Source organism: Collinsella aerofaciens (assembly GCF_041537385.1).
GTDB classification, from domain to species: Bacteria; Actinomycetota; Coriobacteriia; order Coriobacteriales; family Coriobacteriaceae; genus Collinsella; species Collinsella aerofaciens_BV.
The window spans coordinates 503,766-522,442 of record NZ_JBGORS010000001.1 but is presented as its reverse complement, the minus strand read 5'-3'; the positions used below and the strand labels follow the sequence as shown (position 1 = coordinate 522,442).

Here is an 18,677-nt window from a genome sequence, read left to right as displayed (position 1 = left end):
GAGAGGATATTATGAACATCGTTCTTGCGATGGCGCAGGGCCTCGTGGTCATGCTGGTCGCGCCCTTCTTCTCCGGCCTCGCCCGTGTGATTCGCGCGAAGATGCACAATCGCCGCGGTCCGTCCATCCTTCAGGATTACCGGGACCTCGCGAAGCTCATGGCGCGTCCCGAGTCCGTGAGTTCCGACTCGAGCTTCGTGCTGCGCATCATGCCGCCGCTGTTCCTCGCGGTGTCGTTTATGCTCGCCATGGGCCTGCCCATGTTCACGCTCCAGAGCCCCATGCCCGTCTTTGGTGACGCCATCACCATCATGTACGCGCTCGCGCTGTCCCGCTTCTTCTTCGCGCTGTCCGGCGTGGATTCCTCCAACGCCTACGCGGGCTTCGGCGGTATCCGCGAGCTCCTCATGAGCGTGCTCATCGAGCCGTCCATGCTCATCGCGCTGTTCACCGTCGCCATCGTGTGCGGCTCCACGGACATTGCGACCATGGGTCAGCACATCGTTACGGGCAACGTCTCGAGCGTCGTCGCCGTTATCCTCGCCGGCGTCGCCTTCGCGGCCGCCTGTTACATGGAGCTCGGCAAGCTTCCGTTCGATCAGGCCGAAGCCGAGCAGGAGCTCCAGGAGGGCCCGCTCGCCGAGCTCTCCGGCCCGTCCCTGGCCATGATGAAGCTCGCCATGGGCATGAAGCAGGTCGTGGTCGTCGCTTGGTTCACCTCCATCTTCATCCCCTGGGGAGAGCCCGCGACCATCGGCGTCACCGCTCTCGTGGGCGCCGTCGTCTTCCTCGTCAAGTGCCTGGTCGATTTCGTCGTCTGCGGCGTGCTCGAGAACTCCGTTTCCCGTTCGCGCTTCAAGGTGCTCGGTAACCAGACCTGGGCCGTCGTCGGCATCGCGGTCCTCGCGTTCGTCTTCGTCGTCGTAGGCGTGTAGGGAGAAGGGAGAAACTATGTCAATCGAATCGAGCTTGTCCCTCTTTGCCATGGTGGCGATCGCCGTCCCCATGCTGGGCTCCCTGCTCATCGTCATGCTGCCGCGTCCCTACGCTAAATGGATCTGCGCCTTTGCCGGCGGCATCGCCACGGTCGCTTCCGTTGGCTTGGCCGCGACGTTTGCCGGAAACGGCATGAACGCGGTCGATGTAACCTGGGCGAGTATGGGCCAGACCTTGGTCATGGGCTTCATATTCGACCGGATGAGCACGCTGCTCGCACCCGCGTTCGTCGCTATCGGCCTGCTCGTCGTCATCTATTCGTTCCCGTACATGAGCGATAAGAATAAGGAGCATCCCGACGCGCCCCGTCGTCGCTTCTACGTGTACTTCTCCACGTTCATCGGCGCCATGGCCGGTCTCGCCTACAGCTCCACCATCGTCGGCCAGCTCGTTTTCTTCGAGATCACCGGTGTGTGCTCCTGGGGCCTCATCAGCTACTACATGACGCCCACGGCCAAGAAGGCCGGTATGAAGGCGCTCATCATCACCCATATCGGCGCTCTGGGACTCTACATCGGCGCGGCCTTCCTGTTCGCCGGAACCGGCACGTTCGCGCTGAGCGCGATCTCCCAGCTCGATTCCGGTATGAAGACCGTCGTGCTGCTGCTCATCCTGTTCGCTGCTTGGGCCAAGTCCGCCCAGTTCCCGCTCTACATGTGGCTGCCCTCCGCAATGGAGGCCCCCACGCCCGTTTCCGCCTACCTTCATGGCGCGTCCATGGTTAAGGTCGGCGTGTGCGTGTTCGCCCGCGCTCTTGCGAGCGCCGGCGATATCCCCGAGATCGTCGGTTGGGTCGCCATCATCGACGCCGTCGTGACCATGCTCTTCGGCTTCCTCATGTACCTGCCCCAGAAGGATATGAAGCGCCTGCTCGCCTTCTCGACGATCGCGCAGCTCGCCTACGTGTTCTTCGGCCTGGGCCTCTCCGTGTTCGGAAGCCAGATGGCGTTTAACGGCGCCGTCGAGCACATCTTCAACCACGCGTTCACCAAGACCCTGTTCTTCCTCATCGCTGGCTCTCTCAGCTTCACGCTGGGAACCCGTATGCTGCCCAAGATCCAGGGCCTCATGAAGAAGTACCCGGTCACGGGCGTGGGCTTTGCGGTCGCCGCGACCGCTATCGCCGGCGTGCCCCCCATGAGCACGTTCTTTTCCAAGTTCCAGATCATTTCCGGTGGCTTCGCGGTTGGTGCTACCAACACGGTCATCTTTGTCCTCGTGTGCGTCATGGTCGTCGAGACCGTCGCCACCTTCGCATGGTTCCTGCGTTGGATGGGTAAGGTCCTGCCCGGTGAGCCGAGCGAGACCGTGGCCGCCGGCCAGCCCCTTCCGCGCGCCATGGCGTTCGTGTTCGTCGTCCTCATGATCATGGTCGTCGTCGCCGGTCCTCTGTCCTCTAGTTGGATGGGTTAGGAGGTAGGACATGGGTTATTCGTTAGTCAATATCCTGGGCGGTCTTCTGATCGTGACCTCCACCATGGTGGTCGTCTCGAAGACCATCCCGTCCGCCATCAAGTGGTACGCGATCCAGTCGGTTGTCCTGGTGGGCGTGCTGCTCACCCTGGGCCTCACCACCGGTGCCACCGAGCTTCTCATGTGGGCCGCGTCGGCCTTCGTCACCAAGGTGATCCTCGTTCCGTTCATTCTCAACCGTGCCTACAAGAAGATGGGTTCGCCTGCCGATAGCACGCTGACCTCCTCCATCAAGCCGGCCTGGACCATCATCCTCACTGGTCTGGAGGTGGCCGTCTGCTTCGCGGTGGTCACGCGCCTGAGCCTGCCCACCGCCGAGGTGGCCACTCCGGCCCTCGCCATCAGCTTCGCGCACTTCTTCGTCGGCCTCACGTGCATCATCTCCCAGCGCAACATCCTCAAGCAGATCTTCGGGTACTGCCTTATGGAGAACGGTAGCCACGTGACGCTCGCTCTGCTCGCGCCCACGGCCCCCGAGATCATCGAGATCGGCATCGCCACCGACGCCATCTTCGCCGTCATCATCATGTCCGCCGTCGTCGTGAGGATTTGGAACGACACCAAGTCGCTCGACTCCCACGACCTGACCGAATTGAAGGGGTAGGCCATGGATGTTTCAATGCTGACGGTCGCCCTGCTCGCTTGTCCTCTCGTGTTCTCCCTGATTATGGCTGCGCTCCCCAAGACGACGTCCTACAACGTCTTCGCGGGGCTCAACACCATCTCCGTCGCGGCGACCCTTGTCCTTTCGGTCGTCACCGCGGGAACCATGCTCTCGAGCGGGCAGAATATCGACGCTTTGGGCCTGTGGCTCCATCTCGATTCGCTCTCGTCGATCTTCGTCCTTCTGGTAGGCATCATCGGGTTCATCACCGGCGTGTACTCCATCTCCTATATCAAGATCGATATCGAGGAGAAGACCATGCCGGCCGAGCGCACCAAGCAGTACTACGCGCTGTTCAGCCTGTTCGTCTTCACGATGCTGCTCGCCTGCCTGTCCAACAACATCATCCTCACCTGGGCGGCGGTCGAGGCCACTACGCTGTCGACCGTGTTCCTCGTGGGCATCTACAAGAACAAGCAGGCGCTCGAGGCGTCTTGGAAGTACGCGATGGTCTGCACCGCCGGTGTGGCCTTCGGCCTGTTCGGCACGCTGCTCATCTACGCGAACGCCGCCGATATCATGCCCAACGCGCATGAGGCCGCCTTCCTCACCTCCATCATGCCCTACGCCGACCAGTTCGACCCGATGCTCGTGCGCCTCGCGTTCGCGTTCATCGTCATCGGCTTCGGCACCAAGGCGGGCCTGTTCCCCATGCACACCTGGCTGCCCGACGCGCACTCCCAGGCTCCGAGCCCGGTCTCCGCGCTGCTCTCGGGCGTGCTGCTCAAGTGCGCCATGCTGGTGATCATCCGCTTCTACTCCCTGTCCATCATCACGGTGGGCGACACCTATCCGCGAACGCTCCTGCTCATCCTGGGCACGCTGTCCATCCTGGTGGCTGCCCTGTGCATCTTCAAGCAGGACGATATCAAGCGCCGCTTCGCGTACTCCTCCGTCGACAACGTCGGCGTGGTCGCGCTGTGCCTGGGTATCGGTGGCCCGCTCGGTATCGCCGCCTGCCTGCTGCACTGCATCTTCCACGGCTTCACGAAGGCGCTCGCCTTCTGCATGGCCGGTAACATCCAGCACATCTACCACACCCGCGACCTGAACAAGATCAAGGGCGTCGTCGAGATCGCTCCCGTCACGGCAGCGCTCACCATCATCGCCCTGCTCGCGCTCGCCGCCTTCCCGCCGTTCGCCCTGTTCATCTCCGAGTTCCTCACCTTCGTGGCCGGCGTTCAGTCCGGTCCTATCTGGGTGGTCGTGCTCGTGGCCATCGGCCTCACCGGCGTGTACTTCGCCCTTACCGGCATCGCGCTCAAGTCCATCTTCGGCAAGGCGCCCGAGGGCATGAAGCGCCACGAGGTGCCCGCCCTCATGATCATCCCCGAGATCGCCCTCGCGATCGTGGTCATGTGGTTCGGTATCGCCACCCCGGTCGCCATCACGAGCGGCGTCGAGGATGCAACGTCCGTCGTTTTGAACCAGAGCGTCGAAGAGCTCCACGAGGCCCCTCTCTACCGCATGGTGTTCAGTTCCCAGACCAAGACAAGTGAGGTGAATTAGCACCATGGCAGAACCTGAAAAGAAGGACTACGCTCGTCGCTGCGAAAGCCACGTCGAGGCCCTGCGCGCTGCAGTGCCGGGCGCTATCGAGAAGGTCGAATGGCAGTGCGAGGACCAGCTGACGATCACCGTCAAGCTGGACCGTCTGCCCGAGGCCGTCCACTACCTGTATTACGAGCGCTACGGCTGGATTCCTGTGATTGTCGGCAACGACGAGCGCAGCCTGTGCGGCCGTTACGCCGTGTACTACGTCATCTCCATGGAGGGGGAGGACCCCGGCTGGGTTACCGTGCGCACCGAGGTCGATCCCGCCAAGATGACGTTCCCGTCCGTGACGCCGTTCGTCCCCGCCTGCGTGTGGGGCGAGCGCGAGCTGCGCGACATGTTCGGCCTGATCCCCGAGGGTCTGCCCGACCGTCGCCGCCTGGTACTGCCCGATGACTGGCCCAGCGGCCTGTACCCGCTGCGCAAGGACTCCATGGACTACCGTTTCCGTCCCGCTCCCGCGAGCGACATGGAAAACTACGAGTTCTTGGCTGATACCAAGGGCAAGGAGACCACGCTTGTCCCCATGGGCCCGTTGCACATTACCTCCGACGAGCCCGGTCACTTCCGCCTGTTCGTCGAGGGCGAGACGATCGTCGACGCCGACTACCGTCTGTTCTACGTGCACCGCGGCATGGAGAAGGTCGCCGAGACGCGCCTGAACTATGATGCCGTGACGTTCCTCGCCGACCGCATCTGCGGCATCTGCGGCTGCGCCCACTCGGTGGCCTATGCCGAGGCCGTCGAGCGCGCCCAGGGCATCCATGTCCCGCCGCGCGCCCAGTACATCCGCGCTATCATGCTCGAGGTCGAGCGCCTGCACTCTCATCTGCTCAACATTGGCCTGGCGTCTCACTACACGGGCTTCGACTCCGGCTTCCAGCAGTTCTTCCGCGTCCGCGAGAAGTCCATGGACCTGGCCGAGAAGCTCTCCGGTCACCGCAAGACCTACGGTCTCAACGTGATCGGCGGCGTGCGTCGCGACATTTTGGCCGAGCAGAAGCTCTCCACGCTCACGACCATCCACCAGCTGCGCTCCGAGGTCCAGGAGCTCGTCGACGTCTTGCTCTCCACGCCCAACTTTATTGAGCGTACGAGCGGCATCGGCATCTTGGACCGCAAGATTGCACGTGACTTCTCGCCGGTCGGCCCGCTCATGCGTGGCTCGGGCTATGCCCGCGACGTGCGCTTTGACCATCCCTTCGACGGCTACGCCGATCCGGACATCCAAAAGATGCATGCCGCCACGGCCGACACCTGCGATGCCTTCGGCCGTACCGCCGTCCGCATTCAGGAGGTCTACGATTCGATCGACATGATCGAGACCATGCTCGAGAACTGCCCGTCGGGCCCCATCCTCACCACGGATTGGGAGTACACCCCGCACAAGTACGCCATTGGTGCCACCGAGGCGCCGCGCGGCGAGGACGTACACTGGGCCATGCTCGGCAACAACCAGAAGTGCTACCGCTGGCGCGCCAAGGCAGCTACGTACAGCAACTGGCCGGTCCTGCGCTACATGTTCCGCGGCAACACCGTGGGCGATGCGGCGCTGATCGTCGGCTCGCTCGACCCGTGCTACTCCTGCACCGACCGCGTGACGGTGACCGACGTCGCCGCCAAGCGCGACCATGTGCTCGACAAGGAGCAGTTCGAGAACGTCTGGCGCGACAAGTCGCCGCTTGCGGGCGAGGGCACCATGGCCGCTCCGCTCGATGAGGAGGCGCTCTAATATGCTGAAGCTTTGGAAGGTCAACGCCAAGGCCGGCGACGCGACGGTCAAGTACCCGTTTGTGCCGTTCCCCACCAACAAGGACATGCGCGGCAAGCCCGAGCACAACGCGGAGCTCTGCATCGCCTGCGGTGCCTGCGGCGTGGCGTGCCCGGCCGATGCCATTCGCATGGACACCGACCTTGCGGCCGATACCATCACCTGGTCGATCGACTACGGTCGCTGCATCTTCTGCGGCCGCTGCGAGGAAGCCTGCCCCATGGAGGCCATCAAGCTCACCGAGGAGTTTGAGCTGGCCGTCATGAGCAAGGATGACCTCACCAGCAAGAGCGTCTATACGCTCGAGCACTGCTCGCGCTGTGGCAAGCCGTTTGCCCCGCATAAGGAGATCGACTACGCCAAGCGCCTGCTGCAAAAGACCGGCGGCATGGAGGCCATCCAGGCCGCCCGTACTGTCGGTATGTGCCAGGAGTGTAAGCGCGAGCTCGACGCCCTGCGCGCCGCCTCGGCCGTAAAGACCGGCAACGCGCGCGGCATGGCTGCCAACGAGACGCTTGCGTCCGGCGAGCCCCAGGGCCCCGGCATGGAGTATCTGGGCGGCCACGGCGTGAACCCCGAGTATGTCGACCGCGAGCTCAACCCCGATGCGCCCGAGATTCCCGCCGGTCCTGCGCCGGTCGAGGGCATCATCATGGATTTTGATACGAAGGAGGAGTAACCATGGCCGAACCCACGCTTTTACCCGAGCGGCTTCAGTACCGCCCGACCAAGATCGAGCTCGACGAGAGCATCGAGAAGGCCAAGGCGACCCTTCTTAAGAAGATCAAGCGCTCGGTGTACGTCTACCGTGTTGACTGCGGCGGCTGCAACGGCTGCGAGATCGAGATCTTCGGTTCCATCACGCCCGTCTTCGACGTCGAGCGCTTTGGTATCAAGGTCGTGCCCTCGCCCCGTCACGCCGATGTGCTGCTGTACACCGGCGCCGTGACGCGCGCCATGCGCATGCCGGCGCTGCGCGCCTTTGAGGCCGCACCCGATCCCAAGATCGTGGTGTCCTATGGCGCGTGCGGCTGCACCGGCGGCATCTTCTACGACAACTACTGCGTCTGGGGCGGCACGGACAAGATTCTGCCGGTCGATGTCTACATCCCCGGCTGCCCGCCCAGCCCCGCGCAGACCGTCTACGGCTTTGCCATGGCACTTGGCCTGCTGGACCAAAAGCTCCATGCCGAGACCACGGTGGAGGCTACCGGCGAGCAGGCCGATATCCTGCACCCCGGCGTGCCGTACAAGCTGCGTGTTGCCATTGAGCGCGAGGCTCGCGCCATGAGCGGCTACCGTTACGGCCGCGACCTGGCCAACGAGTTTATGGATACGCTCGAGGGCGCACCCAAGGGTGATATTCGCGGTGCCATGGCGCTGCTCATCGATAAGCAGGACGATCCGCGCCGCGTCGAGGTGTACTCGGCGCTGCAAGATCTGGTGCTGGCCGGAGGCCGCTAGATGGAACTCACGGACCGCTCTGGTTACTTTGCGGGCCCCGGTATGCTCGGTGGCTCCTTTGGCGATGCCTCGCGCGCAAGCGACGAGGCCGCCGAGGGCGTCGCCGACCCCTGCCTGGGCCATGCGCCCGACCAGGTGGTCTTTTACGAGCTCACGCGTAAGTTTGTGGAGACCGAGGAAGACGTTCCCCAGGAGGCCTGCGACGTGCTGTACTACACACTCGCCGTGGGCCACCACACCGGCGTACTCGACTGCTTTGAGCCGCGCCTGTCGGTGCCGGTGGATGTGTTCTATTCGCTCGTCGACGCGCTGTCGGAGGGGGAGGCCAAGACCAAGTTCGAGGCCATCCGCTCCTTTGGCGAGTGCCAGCTCGACAAGGCGGCGGTGCCGTCGCTGCTCGAGGCCTGCGATGCGCTGCTCGACGAGCGCGGTTTTCGCGGGTCGGCCAAGGCCGGGATCTCGGTGTTCGACGACGACTTTGGCCTGCATGCCCAGCAGGTCGCGTTCTTAATGAAGTTTCGCGATCTGGTTGAGCGCGTGCGCGATGTGTCGGGCGTGTATCTGACGGGAAGGTTGCAGTAATGGGTCGCGTTGTAGACGGTCGTGTGAACGGCGCCCCGTTTGCGGGTATCGTGCTCACGGCGGGAAGCGTGCTGCGCGCCGACGATGCCGCCGGCCCCGTGCTCTCCAAAAAGATGGAGGACGCACCCATCGCCGGTTGGTACACCATCGACGGTGGCCAAACGCCCGAGGACGACATCATCGAGGTCAAGCGCGAGCGTCCGCCTCGCCTGGTCTTGGTCGATGCCGCCGACATGGCACTGCCCGTCGGGTCCATCCGCTTGCTCGACAAGCGCGATGTGGCCCGTAAGTCGATGTTCACCACGCATTCGCTTCCTTTGTCGATTCTGATCGAAGAGATTGAGCAATCGTGTGATGATATCGTCTTCGTTGGGATTCAGCCGGGCGACACGGAGTTCTACAGCCCCATGTCCCCGGAAGTCTTTGACGCCGTCGACGCCGTGTATGACGCCGTGGCCGCCAACGACTTTTCCCACTTTGTCCGCTTGGGGCAAGAGCAATAGGAGCGCTTGTCTCTGCTGATTAGGAAAGAAGTGATTGACATGGCAGATTCCAAGGTGGAGTACCCCGCTCCCGATTGCCTGGCGCCCGCTGCGATCGAGGCCAAGACCGAGGCCGCCGGCGTGACCAAGGCCAACCTGCCGGTCGCAAAGGCCTTTCTGTTGGCAATGTTCGCCGGCGCGTTCATCGCCTTCGGCGGCCTGTTCTTTACGGTGTTCTTGAGCGATAGCACGCTCGGCTGGGGCGCTCAGCGCGTCGTGGGCGGTCTGTGCTTTTGCCTGGGCCTGGTGCTGGTGCTGGTGTGCGGCGCCGAGCTGTTCACCGGCAATTCTCTTATGGTCTGCGCGCTCAAGAGCAAAAAGATCACCCTGGCTCAGATGCTCAAGGCCTGGGTCGTCGTGTGGGTCGGCAATTTTGTCGGCGCTCTGTTCATCGTCTTTTTGGTGTACATGGCCGGCATTTACAAGCTCAACGGCGAGGCGGTCGCCAATTCCATGGTGAGCGTCGCCGCCGGCAAGGTGACGATCGACTGGGTGACGATCTTCTTCCGTGGCATCCTGTGCAACATCTTTGTGTGCCTGGCCGTGTGGGTTGGTACCGCCGGCAAGACCGTGGTCGATAAGGTTGTGGGCATTCTGCTGCCGATCGCTGCCTTTGTGGCCTGCGGTTTTGAGCACTGCGTTGCCAATATGTACTTTTTGCCCATGGGCGCCGTGATGCATGCATGCGGCTATGGCGCCGACGTCGCCGGCGCCGATGCGCTCAACGCTGCGGGCATTGCGTTTAACCTGTCCGCTGCCACGCTGGGCAACATCGTGGGCGGCGCGGTTCTGGTCGCGCTCGGCTACTGGTTTATCTACGCCAAGAAGTCTGAGGCGTAAGGTATCGTCTGTTTGACGTTAGGCCTCCCGCGGGGCGTTGCCGTGCGGGGGGCTTTTTGGGTCTGGGGCTCGTTGCCGGGCTGTTGGCCTGTTGTGTTTGGCTGGTGAAAGGGGTAATCGAGATGGCATCTGCTGTGAAGCGTGACGGTCGCGTCGTGGTGACCACATGCGGGGGATGCTATGCCGATTGCGCCTTTGCGGCCCATGTTGAGGATGGGCGCGTGGTGGCCGAGTTGCCAGTGCCGGGGCATCCGTGCGCGGCGCGTGGCCTGTGCGCCCGCGGACGGCATCGCCTGGCAATGCCGTTTGACGAGCGCGACCGCATCGTGCACCCCATGCGACGTCGCCAGGATGGCTCGGGGTTCGATGCGATTTCGTGGGACGAGGCGTTCGCGCAGATCGCAGCGCGCCTTGGGGGGATTATTGACGAGTGTGGTCCGCGCGCGCTGGGTATGACGCTCGGCGTGCCCTCGTTCGACCGCTACTGGGCCTTTCGTTTTATGCATGCGCTGGGCTCGCCCAACGTATACGGAGCCGACGGTGCCTGCGAGGTAAGCCGACTTACCGGCTGGGAGCACAGCCTGGGCTACAGTCCCGCCTCCGACCTGGCACATACCGATTGCATCATGTATTTGGGGCGTTCCATTGTCGATTCGTCGACGATGGGGGCCGTTGACGCGCTCAACGATGCCCGTCGCCGTGGGGCGAAGATTATCGTGGTCGACCCCCGGCGCAGCGGCTCGGCTGCACTTGCCGACCGCTGGTTGCGCGTGCGCCCGGGCTGCGACTTGGCGCTGCTGTTGGGTATTGCCCATGTCTTGATTGCCGAGGGCCTGTATGACCACGAGTTCGTGACCCGCTATACCACGGGCTTTGACGAGCTGGCGCAGGCGGCTAGTGCTTGGACGACCGAGTGGGCCGAGTCGATGTGCGACGTGTCGGCCGCAGAGATTGCCGCCACGGCGCGCGATCTAGCTGCCGCCGCGCCCGCCGCTGTGGTGGATGCGGGCTTTCATGGTGGCATCGGTATCGCGTATGCCAATAGCACCCAGACCGCGCGCGCTATCTGCATGGTCGATGTGCTGCTGGGCTGTATTGGACATGCGGGCGGCGCGCTCAATCCGCCCACACCGCTTGTGTTGGGCGACCTCGATCCCACGCGCTTTGCGACGCCGCCGGTGCCGCGTGGGCCCAAGCTGGGGTCCGAGCGCTATCCACTGGTCGATCCGGTGCGCGGCCTGTGCACGACCATTGGTCAGTCGATACTGGCCGGCGATTTGCGTGGGCTCATCGTCTATGCCAGCAATCCCGGGGCAGGCTATGGCAACGCCGGAGCGTGGTTGGGTATTTTGCAGCAGGTCGACTTGCTCGTGACGATTGATATCCGCTGGTCCGAGACAGCGCGCGCTTCTGACTTCGTGCTGCCCGATGTGACGTATCTGGAGGCCGACCGCGGTGTGGGCACAGTCGTGGGTGCCAACGATTCGCGGGTGTTCTACCGCAACGCCGTGCTGCCTGTGCAGCATGACGACACACGTCCCGGTCGGGAGATTTTTGCCGGTCTGGCGCAGGCGTGTGGGGCTGGCGAGTACTTCCAGTTTACGTCTGACGACCTGCCGGCTGCCCAGGTGGCGCCTTTTGGGATCGATCTGGACGAGCTCAAGGAGCGCGGCTGGGCCGACACGGGTGTTGTGTTGCCGTCGCGTACGGGCGAGCCGGCGATTCCCTTGGATGGCGGCAAAATTGCGCTGGCAAGCGACGTATGGGAACGAGCCGGCCTGGGTCGTGTACCCAACTGGATCGCCCCCATGGTGGAGCCGGGCCTGGGGATGTTTCGCCTCATTAGCGGCAACCGTCCCTTTGAGTCGCATACCTCGCGAAGGCTTGCAGCCCAAGGTGCCGCCGAGGCTGGATCGGACCTGGATGCCGTGCAGATGAATGCCGATGCCGCTGCGCACATGGGTATCGCCAATGGCGAGGTCGTCGAACTCGTGAGCGACTTGGGCCGCGATCGCGTGCGCGTGGAGACGACGCCGTATCTGCATCCGGCGTGCATCTTTACGTCGGCCGCCCCCGGCGGGCGTTCGCTTGGCGCCGATGCCGGTGGCGCTCAAGCCTTGGGAGTGGGCCCGCTCGACCATACGCCGTTGCGTTGGGACCCGTTGACGGGTGCCGCGCTCACCCAGGAAAACGCCGTTCGCGTGGAAAAGATCGTCGCGCGCGGGGATAATGACGAGTAATTGACTCAGCTGATGTATTCGACTGGTCCACGTTTCTTTTGAAAGGCCGCACATGAGCGATAGCCAGAACATGTCCGATGAGGTGCGCGCCCGCCTGCGCGCCATTCCTTCCGTCAACGAGCTGCTTGCCGAGTGGCCGGTGGTGAAGGCGGCGGGGGAGACCTGCGACGCGGTGGTCCATGCTGCCGTGACGGCCGAGCTCGACGAGGAGCGCGCCGCCATTCGCGCCGGTGCCGTCCCGCGTTCCAAGCGCGAGCTGGCCTCGGCCATCGAGTGGCGTGCGCATCGCTCCGCGCTGCCGAGCCTGCGTCCCGCCGTCAACGCCACTGGTGTGGTTATCCATACCAACCTGGGCCGCGCCCCGCTCGCGGAGTCGGCCGCCAAGGCCGTGGCCGAGGTCGCGCGCGGGTATAGCACGCTCGAGTACAGCGTCGACACCTGTTCGCGCGGGTCGCGCAAGGAGCACGCCGCGCAACTGATCCGCTCGCTCACCGGTGCCGAGGACGCGCTGGTCGTCAACAACAACGCCGCTGCGGTGCTGCTGGTGCTGGCAACCCATGCCGCGGGCAAAGAGGTCATAGTCAGCCGTGGCGAGCTTGTCGAGATCGGCGGCAGCTTCCGTATTCCCGACGTCATGGAGGCCTCGGGTGCCAAGCTCGTCGAGGTCGGGGCCACCAACCGCACGCATCTGGTCGACTACGAGCGTGCCATCACGCCCGATACGGCGATGATCCTTAAGGTCCATCCTTCCAACTATCGCATCGAGGGCTTTCACGAGGAAGTGAGCTCAAGGGAGCTCGCCGCACTGGCCCATAAGCACGGCCTACTGTTCTATGAAGACCAGGGATCGGGGGCGTTGTTGCCTGACGACATCCTGGTTCGTGGCGGCGAGGAAACCACGCCGGCTTCGGTTTCGGCGGGGCTCGATCTGGTGTCGTGCTCGGGCGATAAATTGCTGGGCGCGGCACAGGCGGGTATTATCATGGGCCGCCGCGATCTTGTCCAGGCCTGCGGCGCACATCCGCTCATGCGCGCTCTGCGTCCAGGCAAACTGGCTCTGTCGGCGCTCGAGGCCACGCTGCGTATCTACATGGACGGCGCCGATGTTGCCCATCGCGATATTCCGGTGCTCAGCATGCTTACGCTGCCGCAGGCTCATCTGAAGCGTCGTGCCCGCAAGCTGCACGATCGTATGGTCGCCGGCCTCGATAAGGCGGGTTGCCCGTGCGCCGTTCAGGTGGAAATCGTCGAGGAGTCGTCGACTCCCGGCGGTGGCTCGCTGCCCACCGTGGAGCTGCCCACGATGTGCGTGGCCGTCTGCCCGGTCGACGGGCGCCTGTCCGTCGATGCGCTCAAACGCTCGCTCGTTCAAGACTTCGATACGCCGGTCGTCACGCGCGCCTCGCACGACCGCATTCTGTTTGATGTGCGCACGCTTGTGGGCGAGCGCGATATCGAGACAGCGGCATCGACGCTCGTCGCGTGCGTTGAGAAGGCGATTGTTCGATGAGTGAGGTTCAGGCGCTGGTGGAGTGTCCCGTTATCGTTGGCACGGCGGGCCACGTCGACCACGGTAAGTCGGCGCTGATCGAGGCGCTGACCGGCAAGAATCCCGACCGTCTGGAGGTTGAACGCCGTCGCGGTATGACCGTGGAGCTTGGCTTTGGCGAGCTGGCGCTGCCGAGTGGCAAGATCGTCGGCCTGGTCGACGTGCCGGGCCACGCGCATTACCTGCGCGCTATGGTGCAGGGCGCCACGGGTATCGACGTGGCCGTGCTGGTGGTTTCGGCCGTCGAGGGCGTGATGCCGCAGACCCGCGAGCACGTGCATGTGCTGGAGCTGCTGGGCGTTACGCATATGGTGGTCGCGCTGACGATGTGCGACCTGGCTGATGCCGAGATGACCGAGCTTGCCGAGCTTGATGTCGATGACTTTTTGTCGGACACCGTGTTTGCGGACGCGCCGATCGTGCCTGTGTCGTCCAAGACAGGCGAGGGGATCGAACGACTGCTCGCCGTGCTCGACGAGCAGGTGGGTGCCCGCTGGGATGCCTGTCGCGAGCGTGCCGAGCGGAGCGATGCCGCGCCGCGCCTGCCGATTGACCGCTGCTTTACGATCAAGGGCGTCGGCACCGTCGTGACGGGAACGCTGCACGATGCGCCGGTTGCGGTGGGCGACGAGCTGATGGCTTTGCCGTCGCGCACGGTCTGTCGCGTGCGCGGGATTCAGGTGCATGGCGATACGCCGCGAGCACTGCCTGGACAGCGCGTGGCACTCAACTTGGTGGGCGATGCCGTCGCCGCGCTCGATCGCGGTGAGATGCTCGGTGTGGCGGGCCGCTTTGGCCAGACGATGCGTTTTATGATGACGTTTACGTATTTGGGCCGCGAGGGCGCCAAGCCGCGCGTGCTCGAGTCGGGCGCGCGTGTGCATGTGATGGCCGGCACGGCCGAGGTCGTCGGCCGCATCATGCTTTTGGAGGGCGAGGCCCCCATGGCGGTGGGCGAGACCCGTACCGTACAGGTGCGCTTGGAGGAGCCGCTGCCGCTGCGAGCCGGGGACCATGTTGTGGTGCTGTCCTATTCGCCCGTGATGCTTATTGGCGGCGGGCGCGTGCTGCTTTCGCGCTGCCGTCGCTCGCGCGAGCTTTCGGCCGGCGAGCGCGCGCTGTTTGCGGCGCTCGAGTCCGGCAATATCGCGGGCGGTGTGGGCGCTTGGCTGGCGCTGCAGACGCTGCCGGTTACGGCGATTGATGTTGCCGAGGCTTTGGATCTTGGTGTCGGCGAGGTCGATGCCGCACTGCGCGGGTTGGTGGCGCAGGGCTCCGTTCGCAAGCTTGCCGTGGGTGATGCGGACCTCTTGGCGGACGCCGTGGTGCTCGACGCCGCGATGGATGCACTGGCGGCGACCCTGTCAGCCATGCACGCGGCGGCTCCCAAGGAGACAGGCTTTACGCCCGGCGCCGTTGCCCATGCTGCGTGGCCTGCCGCTGATGAAGGCGTTGCCGCGGCCCTGATTTACGAGGGCTGCTCGCGCGGCGTGTGCGCCGCCGAGGGCGCCGAGGTATTCGATCCGCATTCGGCCACCGCGGCGGCACGCGTGGTGCGAGAGGCTTGCGAGCGCATCGTTTCCTTGCTGGACGAAGCTGGCCTCGATGCGCCGACGTTGCCCGAGGTGGGCGAGCAGTTGCAGCTCGATCGCGACACCATGACGCGTGCCCTGCGCGAGCTTTCGCTCAACCGTTCCATCGTGAAGGTCGAGCGCGACGTTGCCTTGTCCGCCACCGTGGAGTCGAATGCGCGCGAGCTTGTCGCCGCTGCTATCGAGGCTGCCGGGGGCGCTGCCACCACGAGCGCCCTGCGCGAGGCCCTCGGTGTGTCCCGCAAACGTGCCATCAGCATCTTGGAGCACCTGGATGCCGTGCGCTTTACAGTGCTCGACAAGGAAGCCGGCGGCCTGAGGTCCCTACGCTAGCTAGCCCGCTCGGTTTGGTAAAATACCGCCGCACTTGGGAACGGATGGGCTCCGGTGGGCTCCGCGGTCCTCAAAACCGTTGCGAGGCGTGCAAAACGTCTTGGATGTGTTCGATTCACATACGTTCCCGCCATACGCTACCAGCGCTTTTGTGCTCGCGGTCTTGCTGCGTGCCGCAAAGGCGCTGTTTTGTTTTTGCACGAGCTTTTCGTAGCGCCGCTATTTCCGCGGCGGTATTTAGCTTCGTGCGCCGGGTTTTGAACGTGCCGATGGAGGTGTTTTGCCGTATGACTACCGTAAGACGTGCCGATCTTTCTTGTGTCGTCCAGGCGGGCGGGCTGTCCTCGCGCATGGGCTGCGATAAGGCGCGCATGGCGTTTTGCGGCGAGCCGCTCATCGAGCGCGTGCTGGGCCGGCTGGCGCCAGTTGCCGGCGAGTTGGTCGTGACGACTTCGCGCCCCAGCGAGCTGGTCTACCTTGAGAGATGCACGTTTGATGGCCTGTTCCCTCGCGTAGTCATGGACGTCGACGGTCCCGCCGGCGCCATGCGCGGCATCGCGAGCTCGTTGGCCGCGGCCCGATTGCCGCTCGTGGCTATCGTCGCCTGCGATATGCCGTTTGTCTCGCCGGAACTCATCGGCGCGCTTGCCGATCGTGTTGAGGCCGAGGCGCTCGATGTGTGCGTGCCGCGCGAGGAGCGGGGGATTGAGCCGCTTTGCGCCGTCTGGCGCCGTGACGCGTGCGCGCCGGTTGCCCAAGAGCTGCTCGCCTGCGACCGCCAGCGCATTCGCTGCCTGATCAATCGCGTTCAGGCTGGTTATATGGATGAGCTGCAGATCGTTAAGGCCGCGGGCTCGACGCTCTGCTTCGAGAACGTCAATACGCCCGAGGAGTTTGCGGCGGCCGAGTTACTCGCCTAGACGATGGGAGTTGCCATGTCTCACGATATTTGCCCCGATACCGGGGAACCTTGCACTTGTGACGGGTCCGAACCCTGTACCTGCGGTTGCGGTGGCTGTGGACATACCGCGGAAGAGGAAGCGGCCGCCGCGGCGTATCGTGAGGCACACCGCGGCGGCCCGTCCGGTGATGCCCTCGACCACGAACGCAAGATTATCGTGTCGTTCGACAGCACGTTTGATGTGATGGAATGCGAGCAGCTGTGCCTGGATGTCGGCGTGCCCGGGCGCATTATGCCTTTGCCAGGCTCCATTACCGCCGGCTGCGGGCTGTGCTGGGCCATGCCGTTCTCGGGCGATGCGCTCGCCGCCTTCCGTGCTGCCACCGAAGGCCGCATAACCCCCGCCGACTATCATCAGCTCATCCTCTAGCCGTCAACACCACCACAAAGGCGCCTGTCCTCAATGTGGTGGTTTGGAACACGTGGACGAAACAGGTTTGAAACACGGGTTTTGCACGTCAGGCACTCAAAAACGCCTCTACCTGCATCGTAATCAAAACGAAACATCTGCTCGTCTGCTTATGCGAAACTTTCCCGCAACAGTGCGATATTATCCATACACGATAAAGTTCGCGGCGCACAGGGTGCCGCGACCGACACTTTTCGTTTCCCATCATTGGAGGAAGCATGAGCTACACGCAGAAAGTTCTCGACGAGCTCAAGGCCCGCTATCCCGAGCAGCCTGAGTTCATCCAGGCCGCGACCGAGATCCTCGGCACCATCCAGCCGGCTCTCGACGCCCATCCCGAGTACGAGGAGGCCGCCCTGCTTGAGCGCCTCGTCGAGCCCGAGCGCATCGTTATGTTCCGTGTCCCCTGGGTCGATGACCAGGGCAAGGTCCAGGTCAACCGCGGCTACCGCGTCGAGTTCAACTCTGCTATTGGACCCTACAAGGGCGGCCTGCGCTTTAACCCGACGGTCACCCTTGGCATGCTCAAGTTCCTGGGCTTGGAGCAGATCCTCAAGAACAGCCTGACCACCCTTCCCATGGGCGGCGGCAAGGGCGGCTCCGACTTTGATCCCAAGGGCAAGTCCAACAACGAGATCATGCATTTCTGCCAGTCCTTCATGACCGAGCTCTATCGCCACATTGGCCCCAACACCGACGTTCCCGCCGGCGACCTGGGCGTTGGCGGCCGCGAGGTTGCCTACATGTTCGGTCAGTACAAGCGCCTGACCAACGAGTGGACCGGCGTCCTTACCGGCAAGGGCCTCTCCTTTGGCGGCTCGCTCGCCCGTACCGAGGCCACCGGCTACGGTCTGGTCTACTTTGTGGACGAGTACCTCAAGAGCCGCGGCGAGTCCTTCGAGGGCAAGAACGTCGTCGTTCACGGCTCCGGTAACGTCGCTATCTACGCGGTCCAGAAGGTCGCCCAGCTCGGCGGCAAAGTCCTGGCCTGCTCCGACACCCACGGCTGGGTCGAGGATCCCGACGGCATCGACTACACCGTGCTCGAGCATGTCTACAACAAGAAGCGCTCTGGCCACGACAAGGGCGTCACGCTCGCTATGTACGTCGACGAGAAGCCCAATGCCGTGTGGCACGAGGGTGACGGCCGCGGTGTGTGGCAGCTTCCCTGCGACATCGCGCTGCCCTGCGCTCGCGAGAACACGCTGCTGCTCGAGGACGCCCAGGCGCTCGTCGCCAACGGCTGCAAGGTGGTCGGCGAGGGCGCGAACATGCCCACGACCATCGAGGCCACGACCTACTTCCAGGAGAACGGCGTCGCCTTTATGCCCGGCAAGGCTGCCAACGCCGGTGGCGTGCTCGTGTCCGGCCTGGAGATGAGCCAGAACGCCGAGCACCTGTCCTGGACCTTCGAGGAGGTCGACGGCAAGCTCGAGCAGCTCATGCGCGGCATGTTCCACAACGTGGACGATACCGCCAAGGAGTACGGCGAGGAGGGCAACTTCGTCATGGGCGCCAACATCGCCGGCTTCCTGAAGGTCGCCGACGCCATGCTCGCCCAGGGCGTCTGCTAAACCCTGCCTGACATAGCATGTAATGAGGCTCTCGGCTCAACGCCGGGAGCCTTTTTTGATCCGCATGCGACGGAGGAAAACGGATCATTTCCCTCGGCCCTCTGCCGGCCGCCCCTTAAGTTGCGGTGAAATA

The 18,677-nt window shown here is 63.9% G+C and carries 16 protein-coding genes and 1 tRNA gene; all 17 read left to right on the top strand.

The features are described from left to right. Positions 1–11 precede the first annotated feature (11 nt). The 17 genes from ACEG18_RS02355 (at position 12) to gdhA (ending at position 18,544) form a co-directional block, all read left to right on the top strand. Complete coding sequence (locus ACEG18_RS02355) at positions 12–935, top strand: respiratory chain complex I subunit 1 family protein (protein WP_006234113.1); 924 nt, start codon at positions 12–14, stop codon at positions 933–935. 16 nt (positions 936–951) lie between these two features. Then, complete coding sequence (locus ACEG18_RS02350) at positions 952–2,409, top strand: hydrogenase 4 subunit D (RefSeq protein ID WP_006234112.1); 1,458 nt, start codon at positions 952–954, stop codon at positions 2,407–2,409. A gap of 10 nt (positions 2,410–2,419) precedes the next feature. After that, complete coding sequence (gene hyfE / locus ACEG18_RS02345; protein ID WP_099431574.1) at positions 2,420–3,073, top strand: hydrogenase 4 membrane subunit; 654 nt, start codon at positions 2,420–2,422, stop codon at positions 3,071–3,073. Between the two features lie 3 nt (positions 3,074–3,076). Continuing rightward, positions 3,077–4,642: a hydrogenase 4 subunit F gene (locus ACEG18_RS02340; RefSeq protein ID WP_099431575.1), complete on the top strand. Its 1,566-nt coding sequence runs from the start codon at positions 3,077–3,079 to the stop codon at positions 4,640–4,642. A gap of 4 nt (positions 4,643–4,646) precedes the next feature. Further along, positions 4,647–6,419 (top strand): hydrogenase large subunit, encoded by a 1,773-nt coding sequence (locus tag ACEG18_RS02335; protein ID WP_372541103.1) that lies wholly within the window; start codon positions 4,647–4,649, stop codon positions 6,417–6,419. A gap of 1 nt (position 6,420) precedes the next feature. Further along, on the top strand, positions 6,421–7,137 hold the full coding sequence (locus tag ACEG18_RS02330; RefSeq protein ID WP_372541102.1) for a formate hydrogenlyase complex iron-sulfur subunit: 717 nt from the start codon (positions 6,421–6,423) through the stop codon (positions 7,135–7,137). Between the two features lie 2 nt (positions 7,138–7,139). Further along, positions 7,140–7,922, top strand: coding sequence for an NADH-quinone oxidoreductase subunit B family protein (locus ACEG18_RS02325; protein ID WP_349106739.1), 783 nt, complete (start codon positions 7,140–7,142; stop codon positions 7,920–7,922). Then, positions 7,923–8,504: a formate hydrogenlyase maturation HycH family protein gene (locus ACEG18_RS02320; RefSeq protein WP_349114476.1), complete on the top strand. Its 582-nt coding sequence runs from the start codon at positions 7,923–7,925 to the stop codon at positions 8,502–8,504. It begins immediately after the preceding gene. Beyond that, complete coding sequence (gene hycI, locus ACEG18_RS02315) at positions 8,504–9,007, top strand: hydrogenase maturation peptidase HycI (protein ID WP_372541101.1); 504 nt, start codon at positions 8,504–8,506, stop codon at positions 9,005–9,007. The genes ACEG18_RS02320 and hycI overlap by 1 nt, the downstream gene beginning before the upstream one ends. A gap of 39 nt (positions 9,008–9,046) precedes the next feature. Further along, positions 9,047–9,886: a formate/nitrite transporter family protein gene (locus ACEG18_RS02310; protein ID WP_372541100.1), complete on the top strand. Its 840-nt coding sequence runs from the start codon at positions 9,047–9,049 to the stop codon at positions 9,884–9,886. Positions 9,887–10,008: 122 nt separating this feature from the next. Beyond that, a complete protein-coding gene (locus ACEG18_RS02305) occupies positions 10,009–12,126 on the top strand; it encodes a molybdopterin-containing oxidoreductase family protein (protein WP_372541099.1) in 2,118 nt (705 codons plus the stop codon). 52 nt (positions 12,127–12,178) lie between these two features. Then, positions 12,179–13,636 (top strand): L-seryl-tRNA(Sec) selenium transferase, encoded by a 1,458-nt coding sequence (selA, locus tag ACEG18_RS02300; RefSeq protein WP_372541098.1) that lies wholly within the window; start codon positions 12,179–12,181, stop codon positions 13,634–13,636. Continuing rightward, a complete protein-coding gene (selB, locus tag ACEG18_RS02295; protein WP_372541097.1) occupies positions 13,633–15,600 on the top strand; it encodes a selenocysteine-specific translation elongation factor in 1,968 nt (655 codons plus the stop codon). The genes selA and selB overlap by 4 nt, the downstream gene beginning before the upstream one ends. A 36-nt stretch (positions 15,601–15,636) precedes the next feature. Then, a tRNA-Sec gene (locus tag ACEG18_RS02290) sits at positions 15,637–15,733 on the top strand. A 154-nt stretch (positions 15,734–15,887) separates the two neighbouring features. Beyond that, positions 15,888–16,520 (top strand): molybdenum cofactor guanylyltransferase, encoded by a 633-nt coding sequence (mobA, locus tag ACEG18_RS02285; RefSeq protein WP_372541096.1) that lies wholly within the window; start codon positions 15,888–15,890, stop codon positions 16,518–16,520. 15 nt (positions 16,521–16,535) lie between these two features. Then, on the top strand, positions 16,536–16,931 hold the full coding sequence (locus tag ACEG18_RS02280) for a putative Se/S carrier protein (protein ID WP_372541095.1): 396 nt from the start codon (positions 16,536–16,538) through the stop codon (positions 16,929–16,931). Between the two features lie 257 nt (positions 16,932–17,188). Then, positions 17,189–18,544 (top strand): NADP-specific glutamate dehydrogenase, encoded by a 1,356-nt coding sequence (gene gdhA, locus ACEG18_RS02275; RefSeq protein ID WP_148332129.1) that lies wholly within the window; start codon positions 17,189–17,191, stop codon positions 18,542–18,544. The last annotated feature ends 133 nt before the right edge of the window (positions 18,545–18,677 follow it).